The 13,454-nt window shown below is 71.6% G+C and carries 14 protein-coding genes; 9 read left to right on the top strand and 5 right to left on the bottom strand.

Annotated elements, in window-relative coordinates; genetic code table 11:
• Positions 1 to 24 precede the first annotated feature (24 nt).
• From AA23TX_RS28330 to AA23TX_RS28315, 4 genes are all read left to right on the top strand, one after another.
• A complete protein-coding gene (locus AA23TX_RS28330) occupies positions 25 to 1,470 on the top strand; it encodes an NDP-hexose 2,3-dehydratase family protein (RefSeq protein WP_155545852.1) in 1,446 nt (481 codons plus the stop codon).
• Positions 1,449 to 2,465, top strand: a complete 1,017-nt coding sequence (locus tag AA23TX_RS28325; RefSeq protein WP_196425566.1) for a Gfo/Idh/MocA family protein — start codon at positions 1,449 to 1,451, stop codon at positions 2,463 to 2,465. The genes AA23TX_RS28330 and AA23TX_RS28325 overlap by 22 nt, the downstream gene beginning before the upstream one ends.
• Positions 2,465 to 3,250 (top strand): NAD-dependent epimerase/dehydratase family protein, encoded by a 786-nt coding sequence (locus AA23TX_RS28320; RefSeq protein WP_155545850.1) that lies wholly within the window; start codon positions 2,465 to 2,467, stop codon positions 3,248 to 3,250. The genes AA23TX_RS28325 and AA23TX_RS28320 overlap by 1 nt, the downstream gene beginning before the upstream one ends.
• Positions 3,251 to 3,789: 539 nt before the next feature.
• On the top strand, positions 3,790 to 5,424 hold the full coding sequence (locus tag AA23TX_RS28315) for a beta-1,3-glucanase family protein (RefSeq protein ID WP_155545849.1): 1,635 nt from the start codon (positions 3,790 to 3,792) through the stop codon (positions 5,422 to 5,424).
• Positions 5,425 to 5,529: 105 nt separating this feature from the next.
• Here AA23TX_RS28315 and AA23TX_RS28310 read toward each other — a convergent pair whose 3' ends face one another.
• Positions 5,530 to 5,964, bottom strand: a complete 435-nt coding sequence (locus AA23TX_RS28310; protein ID WP_155545848.1) for a MarR family winged helix-turn-helix transcriptional regulator — start codon at positions 5,962 to 5,964, stop codon at positions 5,530 to 5,532.
• A gap of 91 nt (positions 5,965 to 6,055) precedes the next feature.
• On the opposite strand from AA23TX_RS28310, the gene AA23TX_RS28305 reads away from it, so the two are divergent.
• Positions 6,056 to 7,273, top strand: coding sequence for an amidohydrolase family protein (locus AA23TX_RS28305; RefSeq protein WP_155545847.1), 1,218 nt, complete (start codon positions 6,056 to 6,058; stop codon positions 7,271 to 7,273).
• A 54-nt stretch (positions 7,274 to 7,327) separates the two neighbouring features.
• On the opposite strand, the gene AA23TX_RS28300 is transcribed toward AA23TX_RS28305, so the two are convergent.
• From AA23TX_RS28300 to AA23TX_RS28285, 4 genes are all read right to left on the bottom strand, one after another.
• Positions 7,328 to 8,002, bottom strand: coding sequence for a TetR/AcrR family transcriptional regulator (locus AA23TX_RS28300; RefSeq protein ID WP_196425565.1), 675 nt, complete (start codon positions 8,000 to 8,002; stop codon positions 7,328 to 7,330).
• A gap of 75 nt (positions 8,003 to 8,077) precedes the next feature.
• Positions 8,078 to 9,391, bottom strand: coding sequence for a lipase family protein (locus AA23TX_RS28295; RefSeq protein WP_155545846.1), 1,314 nt, complete (start codon positions 9,389 to 9,391; stop codon positions 8,078 to 8,080).
• A gap of 112 nt (positions 9,392 to 9,503) precedes the next feature.
• Positions 9,504 to 9,863, bottom strand: a complete 360-nt coding sequence (locus AA23TX_RS28290) for a putative quinol monooxygenase (RefSeq protein ID WP_230862740.1) — start codon at positions 9,861 to 9,863, stop codon at positions 9,504 to 9,506.
• On the bottom strand, positions 9,839 to 11,254 hold the full coding sequence (locus AA23TX_RS28285) for an FAD-dependent monooxygenase (RefSeq protein WP_155545845.1): 1,416 nt from the start codon (positions 11,252 to 11,254) through the stop codon (positions 9,839 to 9,841). The genes AA23TX_RS28290 and AA23TX_RS28285 overlap by 25 nt, the downstream gene beginning before the upstream one ends.
• A gap of 88 nt (positions 11,255 to 11,342) precedes the next feature.
• Between AA23TX_RS28285 and AA23TX_RS28280 the strand changes: the two genes are divergently transcribed.
• From AA23TX_RS28280 to AA23TX_RS28265, 4 genes are all read left to right on the top strand, one after another.
• Entirely contained in the window at positions 11,343 to 11,948 is a 606-nt protein-coding gene (locus tag AA23TX_RS28280; RefSeq protein WP_155545844.1) for a TetR/AcrR family transcriptional regulator, read from the top strand.
• Between the two features lie 58 nt (positions 11,949 to 12,006).
• A complete protein-coding gene (locus tag AA23TX_RS28275; RefSeq protein WP_155545843.1) occupies positions 12,007 to 12,447 on the top strand; it encodes an Hsp20/alpha crystallin family protein in 441 nt (146 codons plus the stop codon).
• 92 nt (positions 12,448 to 12,539) lie between these two features.
• The gene (locus tag AA23TX_RS28270; protein WP_155545842.1) at positions 12,540 to 12,968 is read left to right on the top strand and encodes a DUF6292 family protein; all 429 of its coding nucleotides are present in this window, start codon (positions 12,540 to 12,542) and stop codon (positions 12,966 to 12,968) included.
• On the top strand, positions 12,965 to 13,441 hold the full coding sequence (locus AA23TX_RS28265) for a DivIVA domain-containing protein (RefSeq protein ID WP_230862739.1): 477 nt from the start codon (positions 12,965 to 12,967) through the stop codon (positions 13,439 to 13,441). Before AA23TX_RS28270 ends, AA23TX_RS28265 begins: the two co-directional genes overlap by 4 nt.
• Positions 13,442 to 13,454: the final 13 nt, after the last annotated feature.

Raw genomic sequence — 13,454 nt, 5'->3', positions numbered from 1 at the left:
GCCGGCCACGCGAGGTGAAAATCCATGGAGCGTCACACTGGAACCGGCTTGCTCCGCAAACCGGACGTGACGTTGCCACACCGGCTCGCCAGGTCCGCGGCCGCCACCGACGGCGTCGCGACGCCGAACGCCGTGGTGGCCAAGTGGATCGAGGACCGCAACCTCGCGCACCGCCACGAGGTGAAGCGGATCGAGTTCGGCGAGCTCCGGCAGTGGGGTTTCGACGCCGGATCCGGGAACCTGCGGCACGAAAGCGGACGCTTCTTCGGTGTCGAAGGGCTGGCGGTCGACACCGACCACGGCCCGGTCACCCACTGGTCGCAGCCGATCATCAACCAGCCGGAAATCGGTATCCTGGGCATCCTCGTCAAGGAGATCGACGGCGTCCTGCACTGCCTGATGCAGGCGAAGTCCGAGCCGGGCAACGTCAACGGCGTCCAGGTCTCGCCGACGGTCCAGGCGACCAAGAGCAACTACACGCGCGTGCACGGCGGCCGGCCGGTCCCCTACCTGGACCACTTCCGCGACCCGGACCCGGAAACCGTGCTGGCCGACGTCCTGCAGTCCGAGCAGGGCTCCTGGTTCTACCGCAAGCGCAACCGGAACATGATCGTCGAGGCCGCGGAGTTCGCCGGCGAGGACGACCTGCCCGACGACTTCCGCTGGCTCACCCTCGGCCAGCTGCACGAGCTGCTCAAGCAGGACAACCTGGTCAACATGGACGCCCGCACGGTGCTGTCCTGCATGCCCGCCGGGCTCGAGGGCCACGAGGCCGACGCCGTGAGCGACCTCGCCGCGGCGGTCGCGCGATCGTCGGCCCAGCCCACCGGCAGCCTGCACACCCGCACCGAGGTGCTCAGCTGGATCACCTCGCGCCAGGCCCAGCACGTCGTGCGCACCAGCCCGCTCCCCCTCGGCGAGGTCGCGAACTGGGTGCGGACCCCGGCCGAGATCTCGCACGAGCTCGGCCTGTTCTTCAGCATCATCGCCGTCGACATCACCACGAACGGACGCGAAGTCGCGCAGTGGACGCAGCCGCTGGTCCGGCCGCACGGCGCGGGTGTGGTGGCCCTGCTGGTGAAACGCGTCGACGGGGTGCTGCACGCGCTGCTCAACGCGCGGGTCGAACCCGGCTACCTCGACGTGGTCGAGCTCGCGCCGACCGTGCAGTGCACCCCCGACAACTACGTGCTCACCCCGGCCGCGGACCGCCCGCCGTTCCTCGACATGGTGCTGGGCAGACGCGACGACCAAGTGCTGTTCTCCGCCCAGCTTTCCGAAGAGGGCGGCCGGTTCCACCACGCGTACAGCGACTACCAGATCATCGAGGTGCCCGCGGACTTCCCGGACGCCGGGCTCGCCGACTTCCGGTGGCTCACCCTGAACCAGCTCAACGAGCTGCTGCGGCACAGCCACTACGTCAACGTGCAGGCCCGCAGCCTGATCGCGTGCCTGCGGGGGCTGCGGTGAGCCGGGTCCTGCGGCTCGGCGCGCTGGGCTGCTCGTCGATCGCCGCGCGGCGCACGCTGCCCGCCGCGGCCGCCGTCGGCGAGCTGGCGCTGACCGCCGTCGCGGCCCGCTCGCCGGAGAAGGCCGCGGAGTTCGCCGGCCGCTTCCACACCGCCGCCATGACCTACGACGAGCTGCTGGACAGCGGCGACGTCGACGCGGTGTACGTCTCCCTGCCGACAAGCCTGCACCACGAGTGGACCAGGAAGGCCTTGCTGGCCGGGAAGCACGTGCTGTGCGAGAAGCCGCTCACGCTCAACCTCGAGCAGGCCGTGGATCTCGCCGAGCTGGCCACGAAGCAGAACCTGGTGCTGCGCGAGAACTTCACGTTCATCCACCACCCCCAGCACACGCGGGTGCGCGACCTGCTCGACGCCGGCCGCCTCGGCGAGCTCCGGACGTTCACCGCGTCGTTCGGGATCCCGCCGCTGCCCGCCGACGACATCCGCTACCAGCCGTCGCTCGGCGGCGGCGCCCTGCTCGACGTCGGGGTGTACCCGCTGCGCGCGGCGCTTTTCCTGCTGGGCCCCGATCTCCGGGTCACCGGCGCCACCCTGCGGTTCGACGAAGGCGGCGTGGACGTCGCCGGGCACGCGCTGCTGACGTCGGCGAGCGGGGTCACCGCGTCCCTCGACTTCGGTTTCCAGCACAGCTACCGCTCGCGGTACGAACTGTGGGGCAGCGCCGCGTCGCTGTCGCTGGATCGGGCCTTCACCCCGCCGCCGGGGCGGCAACCGGTGCTGCGCATCGAAGAACAGGACCACGTCGAGGAGCTCTGGCTGCCCCCGGCACACCAGTTCGAGCTGTCGCTGCGCTCGTTCGCCGTCGCCGCGCTGGCCGGGCGCGACGAGTCCGAAGCGGCTTGGCTCTCCTCTTCCGTGGACACCGCGCGGCTCGCGGACGAAGTGTTCTCGAACGCGGCCGGAGTGTCCGACGAGCGGACGGTGACCCGCTGATGGAGATCATCGGAAACGGCTTCATCGCGCACCACACCCGGCAGCACTTCGGCGACCGGTACCCGGACGTCACGCTCATCGCGGCGGGCGTGTCGACCGTGCTCGTCAACGACGTGTCGGCGTTCCAGCGCGAGTCCACGCTCGTCTACGACGTCGTCAACCGCTGCCGGGCCGACGGGCGCACGGTGATCTTCCTGTCGACCGCCTCGACCGGCATGTACGGCGCCGACCAGTCGGTCGGCAGCGAGGGCGGCGCGGTCTTCCCGCTCACGCCCTACGGCCGCCACAAGCTGTGCCTCGAACACGTCTGCGCGCTGTCGGGCGCGCGGTGGCTCGTCCTGCGGCTGTCGCACATCGTCGGGCCGGGACAGTCGTCGCACCAGCTGCTGCCGTCCCTGACCCGCCAGCTGCTCTCGGGTGAGGTCACGCTGCACTCCGGGGTCTCCCGCGACCTGCTCGACGTCGGCGACATGATGCTGATGATCGACTCGCTGCTCGGCCAGGGCATCCGGGACGAGGTCGTCAACGTGGCGTCCGGGCGGTCGGAAGCCATCGAGGACATCGTCGACGGCCTGGAGGAACGCCTCGGCACGCGCGCCGAGCGCAAGCTGGTCGAGATGCCGGCCAAGCGCGGCGACGTGCGGATCGAGAAGCTGCGCGCGCTGGTCACCGGGTTCGACGACTTCGGCATCGGCCCCGGCTACCTGAAGTCGTTGCTGGACCGCAACATCGACGAACTGGCCGAGAGCGCCCGCCGGCACCTCAAGGCCACGGCCGGCGTCTGACGCTTCTCCGTCCCCTGTGGACGGTCACTCTTCTTCTTCGCGCATGCGGCACGACGTCCGGCGCACCGTACTGGGGGCTGGGCGCACCGGACGTCGTACCTCGCAGGCGGGAGGGGGGAGTGCTCCCGCCGGGTCTTCAGCCGCTACGGCGGCGTGGCATCGATCATCGGTTTCCCCTCCCCTGTGCGCGCGCCGCCCGCGCGGCGCGCTCCCGTGATCAGCTAACCGGTCCAGGCCGTGGTACGGCTAGCGGAAAAGGTCGCTGCCGCTGACAACCTAAGTTGATCGTCTCCGATGAGTAGTCCACGAATGGAGTAGAAAGCATCTTCCGAATTGCGATTCCCGGTGTTCGGGGTGGACACCGAAGCATTGCTCCGAATGCCGAGCCTGTACGCGAGGGCAGGCTCGGCGGCCGCTCGTACCCCACCTGACCAGGTGGTCTTGACCATTCCGGCACGGCGTACCTAGCGTTCGGCGACCCCACCCCCGCGGACACGTGTCGCCGCCACGCACGTCGCCGCCCTCTCCGAGGAGGCGCCATGTTGTCCAGGCGTACCTTCGTCATCGCCGGCCTCGCGGCCGCGGTGACCAGCGCGCCGTTGTGGTCCGCCGTCACCGCGCCGAAAGCGCGGGCCGCGGCGGCACTGCCGTTGACGCTGAAGAACAATTCCGGCAACGGAACCGTCTACGCCTACGTCAGCGGCGCGGACACCTCCGGCTGGCCCGGCTTCGTGACGGCCGACGGCCAGTTCCACCGGCTGCCCAACCCGTCCTCGCCGGTGACGCCGATCCCGGACTACGCCATCCCGCTGGGCGGCTCGGGTTCCCAGGTCACGGTGACGCTGCACGACTACATCATCGGCGGCCGGGTGTGGTTCTCGGCGGACAAGAAGATCCAGTTCTTCGTCAACCCGGGACCCGGGCTCGTCCAGCCCGGCTTCACCAGTTCCGACCCGAACTGGCAGACGAACTGGACGTTCTGCGAGTTCACCTACAACAGCGCGAACCTCTACGCGAACATCAGCTACGTCGACATGGTGGCGCTGCCGGTGTCGATGGCCACGACGGGAGCGGCCGGCGCGCAGTCGGTCAGCCCGCTGCCGGACGGCGCGCTCGGGGCGATCGCGGACGGGCTGCGCGCCCAGCACACCACCGACGGGGCGCCGTGGGACCGGCTGGTCGTCACCGACGCGTCCGGCAAGGTGGTGCGAGTGCTCGCGCCCGGCCATTCCCCGACCGACTTCGGCGGCTACTGGACGAACTACCTGAACGCCGTCTGGGACCACTACCGCTCGACGCCGCTGACGATCAACGGCCAGGGCAGCATCGGCTCCTACACGGGCACGGTCAGCGGTGACGCGATCGTGTTCGCCGGGCTCAACACCAACGGCGTGCCGTTCACCAAGCCGAGCGCGATCGACATCTTCGGCTGCGCGAGCGGGCCGCTGTACAACTCCGGCGGGGACGCGCGCGGCGCGATCGCCGCCCGCCTCGCCGCCGCGCTCAACCGCAGCAGCCTGCTCGTCGGCGGCGGCAACAACCAGCCCGACGGCGTCGCACCCGCCAACTACTACAAGGACGCCACGACGAACCACTACGCGCGGCTGGTCCACCAGCACGCGACGATCGGCTACGCCTTCCCGTACGACGACGTCGGCCCGACGGGCGCCCAGCCGGTCGACGGCCACCTCCAGGACCCGGCGCCGACGTCCTGGACGGTCGCGCTCGGCCCGGGCGCGGGCGGCGGCACGACTCCCCCGCCCGGGGGAACCAGTGCCTACTCGACGATCCAGGCGGAGTCCTTCAGCGCCCAGAGCGGCACGCAGAACGAAGCGTGCAGCGAAGGGGGCACCGACGTCGGCTGGATCGCCGCCGGCGACTGGCTGAAGTACAGCGGCATCGACTTCGGTTCCAGCTCGCCGCGCCAGTTCCTGGCCCGCCTGGCCTCCGGCGCGGCGGCCGGGGTGAGCGGCGCGATCCTGGCCCGCCTGGACAGCACGTCGGGCCCGGTGCTCGCGGAGATCGACTTCGCGAACAACGGCGGCTGGCAGCAGTGGCAGACGGTGCCGGCGAACATCACCGGCGCGGCGACCGGAGTCCACGACGTCTACCTGACGTTCGGGGGCGGCTCGGCGGACTTCGTGAACATCAACTGGTTCACGTTCACGCGATAGCCGCACCGTTCCGGAGGTCTGGCCGCGGTCAAGCGGGGGCGCGGCCAGCCCTCCGGGTCAGCGCGGTCCTTCGCGGCCTGGAGGACGAACTACGTCCCGGCCGGCTCACCCGCGCTGCCGCCGGGACCACACGCCGGCGTCCGTGGTGTACCGGACCAGCAGCCGCGCGAACCGGGCGCGGTCCTCCGGCGACCACTCGGCCGTGATGTCTTCGAACGCCGCGCGCTGCTCGGCCGCGAACCGGGCCCGCTCTGCGTCGCCGCGTTCGGTGAGCTCGAGCACCGTGCGGCGGCCGTCGGCCTGGGACGCGGCCCGCCGCAGCAGGCCGTCGGCGATGCAGGCCGCGACCGTCCGGCTGGCCACCGGCTGCGCGACGCCCATCTCGGCGGCCAGTCCCCCGACGGTCATCTCGTCCGGCGCGTCCGCGACCACGTTCAGCACCAGGTTGCGCGACAGGTCGCGACCCGAGGCCGGGGTGCGCCGGCGCAGCCGCGACAGGGCCGGGCCGATCTGGTCCAGCAGGTGCTCCTCACCACTCACCCTCCGGATCGTAGTACCTGACGCATTTGCATACCAGTCTTAAACTGCATAGCATCAGGTATGTAACTGCGAATCAGGAAGCGAGGCCACCATGGCCGTCACCGCCATCACCGGAGCCCGGGTCTTCGACGGCGAGAAGACACTGGGAGTGCAGACCGTCGTCCTCGACGGCCGGAAGATCCGCCAGGTCGGCGGCGAGGTGCCCGACGGCGCCGAAGTCGTCGACGGCCGGGGCGCGACCCTGCTGCCCGGGCTGATCGACGCGCACGTCCACTCCGCGCCCGGCTCCCAGGCGCTGGCCCTGCGGTTCGGCGTCACCACCGAGCTGGAGATGCAGGGCATGAACACGCGCGAGAACCGGGCGCACCTCACCGAGGACGACACGGTCGCCGACATCCGGTCGTCCGGTTTCGCCATCACCCCGCCCGGTGGCCACCCCAGCGAGCTGATGCCGGAGGGCTTCCGGCCGGCCGGGAACCTGCCGCCGGTCATGCCGCTGATGCCGTTCTCCACCACGCCGGAGCAGGCCGCCGCGTTCGTCCCGCAGCTCCTGGCGCGCGGGTCCGACTACATCAAGTTCATGATCGACGACGGCAGCGTCGAGGGACACCCCGGGCTGCCGATGCTCGACCAGGCCACGCTGGACGCGGGCGTCGCCGAGGCCAAGAAGTACGGCGCCCTCACGGTGGCGCACACGCTGACCCTCGACGCCACCCGGATGGCCGCCGAGGCCGGCATCGACGGTGTCGTCCACGTGTTCATGGACCGGCCGCACACCACCGAGATCGTGGACCTGATCGCCGAGGCGGGGATGTTCGTCGTGCCGTGCGTCTGCCTCGACGCGTCGATGACGGGCATCACCGGCAGCACCCTCGCCGACGACCCCCGCGTCGCCCGCCGCCTCGACGCGAAGTGGGACGAAACCCTGCGCTCCAGCTACGGCCGCTACCCGCAGGGCAAGCTCGAAGACGTCCTGGAGACGGTGGGGGCGCTGGCCGCCGCGGGCGTGGACATCCTGGCCGGCACCGACGCGTCGATGGCGGAGACGTTCTTCGGCGGTCTGGCACACGGCGCGAGCCTGCACCAGGAACTGCAGTACCTCGTGGCGGCCGGCCTGACGCCCGAGCGGGCCTTGCGCGCCGCGACGGCGACCACGGCCCGCCGCTTCGGCCTCGCCGACCGCGGACGCGTCGCCGAAGGACTCCGCGCCGACCTCCTGCTGGTCGACGGCGACCCGACGACGACCATCGGCGACACGCTGAACACCCGCGCGATCTGGCGCCGGGGCAGCCGTCTCGAGCAGCCGTGACGCAGCTCGTCCCGGAACGTCACCTCGCCGGTGTGCGGGCGGCGGGCGAACGCTTCACCGTCGCAGAGCGCGCCCGCCGGCACTCGCGGGAATGGCACCGTGCCCGAACAGGCCGAGCAGCCAGGTGTGGCGGACCGCCTCGCGAGCCTGGTCGTAGGCCTCTTCCGTGGCGAGCCAGATCGCCTGGGTCAGCAGTTCGATCGTCGCGGCGACGACCGTGCGGGCGGTGAACGGCGGCGGGGGCGCCAAGTCCGGTTCGGTGGTGCGCAGCCAGCTCGCCGTCCGGTCGAACACCGCCTCGCCCGCGCGCAGGACTTCTTCACGCGCTTCGAGGCCGGCGTCACCGAGCGCGTGGATCTCCAGCAGGACCGCGCGGGCGACCACCGGGTGCCGGCGCACGTAGCCGACCACGAAGTCGCCGCAGGCCGTGACCGCCGCCAGCGGGTTCGGCGCCGCCAGTGCCAGCGCCACGCCCTGCTCGAGGAACTCCGCCGTCACCGTGCGGTAGGCCGCGAGGAATGCCGCTTCCTTGTCGGCGAACTGCTCGTAGAACGACGTGCGGGACACGCCCGCGGCCGCCGTCACGTGGCCGACCGTCGTGGCCGCGTACCCGCGTTCGCCGACGTTGGCCAGCACCGCCTCGACCAGGCGGGCGCGCTGGGCCTCGGCCACCTCTTCGCGGCTCAGGCTGTGCGGGCCCTTGGGCAGCTTGCGGTCCCGGGTCGTCACGCGCGGAACCGTACCGCGCGGACCGGGCCGGCCGGGTGGTCCGGCGCACGGACGGTCCGTGCGCCGGACCCGCGATCAGGCCGGCTGTTCCGGTGCCAATGAGTTGCCCGCCGGGATCCGCCCGCAGCTCGACGGCGCCGGCTTGCCCGCGAACCGGTCGGCGAGCCAGGCGATCGCCGCCGGCGCCCACGCCGCCGCGCCACCGACGTGGCTGAGCAAGTCGTACTGCTGGTAGGAGATCGAGCCGTTGCCGGTCGCGCAGTACTGGCGGGCCAGCGCCCGGACGTCACCGGCGACCATCACCCCGTCGCCGCCGCCGATGCCCGGCGGCCCGGCGACGGTGCCTTCGAGGATTCCCGCGTTGCCCTGCGCGATGAAGCCCGGGATCGACGGCGTCGGCGCCGAGCCGATGTTGACCTGGTTGACCGCCGCGACGAACGGCGGCACGGAGTTCGGGTTCGCGTATTCCGGCTTCGCGATCTTCTGCCAGGTCAGTCCGGGGTAGCGGCCCAGCGCGTCGATGATCGACGCGTTCTTCAGCTCCTCCAGCACCTTCAAGCCGTACGCGCTCGCGTAGGGCTTCAGGTCGATGTCGTAGCCGCGGGCGACGCCGATCAGCGCCATCGGGATGACACCGGACCAGACCGGGCTGCCGGCGACGTACTTCAGGTTGTGCGCGGGGTCGACGAGCACGCCGCCTTCGGTGAACCCGACGAGGTTCCGGTTGACGTCCGGGGCGTAGCCGGGCGCGAGCGCGGCCGCCCACCCGGTGGCGATGGCGCCGCCCGAATAGCCGAGGAGACCGAACTTCGTGCGGTCGTCCATGCCGGTCGCCGGCGAGCTCGTCGCGGCGCGGATCGAGTCGAGCGTGGTGGCGCCGTACTCCGGCCCCGCCGCGAAGTCGGCGCTCGGCCCCTCGGTGTCGGGCACGACGACGTTGTAGCCCAGCAGGAGCGCCGGGGTGAGCAGCAGCGACTCGCCGTTGGGCAGCAGGCCGCCCAGGGTGACGTCGCCGGCGATCGCCCGCGACGGCGCGTCCGCGGGATCGAGCGAGTCGTAGGCCGACTGGTACGAGACGGCCTTGGTGGTGTCGCCGGTGGTGCTGCGGACCACCGAGGTGACGTTCGCGGTCGGCCGGCCCTGGGCGTCGGTGGTGCGGTAGAGCAGCTGGACGGCCCGCACCGGCGTCGGGATGCCGACGACGTGGTAGCTCAGCGTCCGGGTCTTCAGCACGGTCCCCGGCGCGAACGACGACAGCGGCGCGGCACCGTCGTAGGAGTAGAAGGAATCGGACGACGGTTGCGCGGCGGCCGTCCCGGCGGGCACGGCGGCGAGGACCAGCGCGAGCGCGGCGGCGAGCGCCGGTACGCGGGCGGGCTTTCGGATCATGACTCCCCTTTGAATCATGAGGCGGAACACCGGACGGCCGGTAACCTACCAGCGAGTAGGTGTGGTGTACAGGCGCGTACATCATCTCCGCCGCAGTTCACCCGGCCGTGGATCAGCCGCCGGAAGCCCCCGGCACGGGCAGCAGAGCCAGTTCCGGCCAGTCGTTCCCGGGCAGGGTCGTCATGAGCACCCGCGGCGTCTCGACGAGCGCGGCCGGCCACTCGCGGCGGATCTTCGGGATGAGCGGCGACCTCAGGTGCGCCTCGACGCCGTCCTCGCGATGGCCCTCCAAGAGGAAGAAGACGTTCGGTTCGTCGACGCTGCGCGCCCACCAGAACCAGAGGTTGCTGTCCTCGGCCCGCGTCGCGCGGGTGAACTCGCCGACGAGGTCCAGCCATCGGCCGGCCCACTCTTCGCGCACGGTGAAGCGGATGACGACGACCTGCATCAGCCCGCCCTCCGCCCGGTCCACCGTTCGAGGACGGCCGCCCAGTCCCCGGACCGGACGTCGCCGGCCCAGGCGATGTAGCCGTCCGGGCGCACCAGCAGCCCCGGCCCGGCGTCGGTGCGGTGCACCACCGGCACCGGCGCGGGCACGTGCCCGGCGTCCTTGCCCGCGACCAGGACGAACCCGCCGTGGCGCAACGCTTCCGGCAATCGCCCGTCCCGCAACGGAATCTCCCGTACGGGCGCCCCGGCCAACCGGTGCTCGGACGACGTCCGGCGGTAGCGGATCCCGGTCCCGGTGAACATCCCGGCGGCCTTGCGGGAGAACCGGGTGCTGCGCAGCAACGCGCCGATCAGGTGGGTGCGGAGCATGCGCGCCGGCCACGCCCGCAGCGTCATCATCCGGATCGTGGCGCCGCTCGTGCGCAGCACCAGCTTGCCGACCGGGTGCCGTTCGGCCTGGTAGGTGTCGAGGATCGCCGGGTCGGCGCCGTCGAGGACGGCGGCGAGTTTCCAGCCGAGGTTGGCCGCGTCCTGGATGCCCGTGTTCATGCCCTGCCCGCCCGCGGGCGAGTGGACGTGCGCGGCGTCGCCGGCGAAGAACACGCGACCCGAGCGGTACGCGCCGATCTGCCGTTCGTCACTGCGGAACCGGGAGATCCAGCGGACCTCCCCCATGCCGAAATCGGTACCCATAGTCCGCCGCAGGATGTCGCGCACCAGCCCGGGTTCCAGGCTCGGATCGCTTTCGTGGCGCCGATCCCAGGCGATGACGCGGAACCACCCGTCGCCGAACGGCGCGAGGAACGCGAAGCTGTCCTTGACGGCGTCCACGGTGATGACCGCACCGGGCGGATCGGCGAGCCACGCGTCGGCGAGCACGATCGAATTCAGCAGGACCTTGCCGGGGAAGCTCGTGCCGGTCAGCCGCCGGACGGTGCTGTGCGCGCCGTCGGCGGCCACCACGTAGGACGCCTTCCACGCCGCTTCCCCGGCCGCGGACCGGGCCCGCACGACGACGCCGTCGTCCCGCCGGTCGAGGTGCGTGACCTCGGCGCCGCGCACGATCTGCGTGCCGTGGTCCCGCGCGTACTTCTCGAGCAGCGTGTCCACTTTGAGCTGCGGCGTGACCAGGAGGAACGGGAACCGCGACGGCAGCCGGGTCAGGTCGAGGCCCGCGCTCTTCCACAGGCTCAGGCTGCCCGCCCGGGTGCCCGTGGCGACCAGTTCGTCGGCGAGGCCGCGGGCGTCCAGCACCTCCAGCGTCCGGGCGTGGGTCCCGAACGCCCGGCTCAGCGGCGAGGCCTCCGCGTGCTTCTCGACGACCACGACCGACCGGCCCGCCCGCGCCACCTCCCCGGCCAGCATGCAGCCCGTCGGGCCACCCCCGACCACGACGACGTCCACGGTGTCCATCGGAAACCTCCTAAGTCAACGACGGGTGACTTAGACGGTAACGGCTGTCGAGAGCGCAAGTCAACCGCCAGTGACTTATGCTGGCGGCATGACCGAGACCCGCCGCCGTTCCGCCCCCGCGACCCGCGCCGCGATCCTCGAGGCCGCCCGGAAGCGCTTCGGCGCCCAGGGGTTCGACCGGGTCCGCCTGCGCGACGTGGCCGCGGACGTCGGCGTGGACCCGGCGATGGTGATCCGCTATTTCGGTACGAAGGAAGGCCTTTTCGCGGCGGCGGCGGAGTTCACCCTGAACCTGCCCGATCTCACCGACGTCCCGGCCGAGGACCTCGGGCGCGTGCTGATGCCGCGCTTCTTCGACGTCTGGGAGAACGACGCGGGGTTCCTGTCGTTGCTGCGCGCGGCAACGACCAGCGAAGCGGCGGCGGCGAAGATGCTGGAGCTGTTCACGGACCAGGTCGCGCCGGCCGTGGCCGCGATCGCCCCGGATCGCGCGGCCGAGCGCGCCGCCCTCCTCGGGTCACAGATCCTCGGCCTGGCCATCTCGCGCTACGTGCTGAAGGTGCCCCCACTGGCGAACATGGGCCGTGACGCGCTGGAAGCGTGGGTCACGCCGGTCATCCGCCACTACCTGAGCGACCCGGCTCCGCCCGATGTCATCCCTTCGACGACTCAGCACTTGTCATCCTTCCGATGACATGTTAGAAATGTCGTGCGTGTTGACACCAGATCATCGAGCCAGGAGGTGGAACCCCATGTTGATGCGCACCGACCCGTTCCGTGAGCTGGACCGCTTCGCCCAGCAGATGCTCGGCACCGCGACCCCGGGCACCTGGTCCAAGCCGGCGGCGATGCCCATGGACGCCTACCGCGACGGGGAGGAGTTCGTCGTCTGCTTCGACCTGCCCGGCGTCAGCCCCGAGGCCATCGAGCTCGACATCGAGCGCAACGTCCTGACCGTCAAGGCCGAACGACGGCCCGTTCCCGGCGGCGACGTCCAGATGCAGGTCTCCGAACGGCCCCTCGGCGTGTTCTCCCGCCAGCTGTTCCTCGGCGACACCCTCGACACCGAGCACATCTCCGCCGGCTACGAAGCCGGCGTCCTGACCCTGCGCATCCCGATCGCCGAGAAGGCCAAGCCCCGCCGCATCGACATCGCCGGCACCACCGGCGACCGCAAGGAAATCCGGGCCTGACGAGTCCGCCCGGCGCAGGACCGGGAACCCCGGCCCGGTCCTGCGCCGGCCCACCCGCCACAAAAGCATTGTCCTGGAAGGCATCCGCACCCGTGACCGCATCGCTGCGCATCCCGACCGGCCACCCCGCCCTGACCGCCCTGTGGGACTACCTCGCCGACGTCACCACCGCACTCGGCATCGGCCTCGAATCCTGCACGGTCGACCACGACACCCCGGTCTCCGCCTACGTCGCCCTCGACCAGCACCTGCCCGGTTACCCCGACCGCGACGTCGCCCTGCTGTGGGACGAAGTCCACGGCTGGGCCGCCGCCATCGAAACCGGCTCCGGCGAAGACCTCATCATCGTGCGCTACCTCGGCGGCCCCACGATCACCCCGGCACCCGAGCGCATCGCCCGGTTCGTCACCGCGCTGCGCGAAGACGACCACCGCATCGGCCGGCTCGACCCGCCGTCCCTGCGCACCGCCACCGGCCTCGCCGCCCTCGACACCGCACTGCGCGACCGGAGCACGAGGTGACCTCCGATGCCCTGCCCCTGCCGGTGTCCTTCGCCCTCGCCGTGCGCGGCTACGACCGTGACCAGGTCGACGAGCACCTGGCCGAGCTGAACGAAGAGATCCGGCTGCTGACCCTCGACCGCGACGCCGCCATCGCCGAGGCCGAAACTCTCTTGCGGCACCTCGAATCCGCGCGCTCGGAGGCCGACGACCTGCGCGCCCGGCTGAATCGCCTCGTCCGCACCCCCGCCGACCCGGACGCGCTCGGCGAGCGCGTCCGGCTCATGCTCGAACTCGCCCGCGCCGAAGCCGACGCCATCGTCTCGACGGCACGCCGGCGCGCCGCGGCCGTGCGGGACCGGGCCGCCGAGGCCGAACGGCGCACGGCGGCTCGCCTGCGCGCGATCGACGACGTCCTGGCCCGCGCCGAGGACGTCCTGGCCGAAGAACCGCGGCGGCCGGCCCTGCACCGAGCCGGGCTCACCGCCGCGTAGCTCCGGAACGTCC

It is taken from the genome of Amycolatopsis camponoti (assembly GCF_902497555.1).
Classification (GTDB): domain Bacteria; phylum Actinomycetota; class Actinomycetes; order Mycobacteriales; family Pseudonocardiaceae; genus Amycolatopsis; species Amycolatopsis camponoti.
Note: the sequence above shows the minus strand (reverse complement) of the source record. Positions and strands in the feature narration are given on the sequence as shown.

Coding starts and splice junctions, on each gene's coding strand:
- AA23TX_RS28320 (WP_155545850.1), top strand. CDS start 2,465: ATGGAGATCATCGGAAACGGCTTCATCGCGCACCACACCCGGCAGCAC.
- AA23TX_RS28295 (WP_155545846.1), bottom strand. CDS start 9,391: ATGATCCGAAAGCCCGCCCGCGTACCGGCGCTCGCCGCCGCGCTCGCG.
- AA23TX_RS28305 (WP_155545847.1), top strand. CDS start 6,056: ATGGCCGTCACCGCCATCACCGGAGCCCGGGTCTTCGACGGCGAGAAG.
- AA23TX_RS28315 (WP_155545849.1), top strand. CDS start 3,790: ATGTTGTCCAGGCGTACCTTCGTCATCGCCGGCCTCGCGGCCGCGGTG.
- AA23TX_RS28285 (WP_155545845.1), bottom strand. CDS start 11,254: ATGGACACCGTGGACGTCGTCGTGGTCGGGGGTGGCCCGACGGGCTGC.
- AA23TX_RS28330 (WP_155545852.1), top strand. CDS start 25: ATGGAGCGTCACACTGGAACCGGCTTGCTCCGCAAACCGGACGTGACG.
- AA23TX_RS28280 (WP_155545844.1), top strand. CDS start 11,343: ATGACCGAGACCCGCCGCCGTTCCGCCCCCGCGACCCGCGCCGCGATC.
- AA23TX_RS28275 (WP_155545843.1), top strand. CDS start 12,007: ATGTTGATGCGCACCGACCCGTTCCGTGAGCTGGACCGCTTCGCCCAG.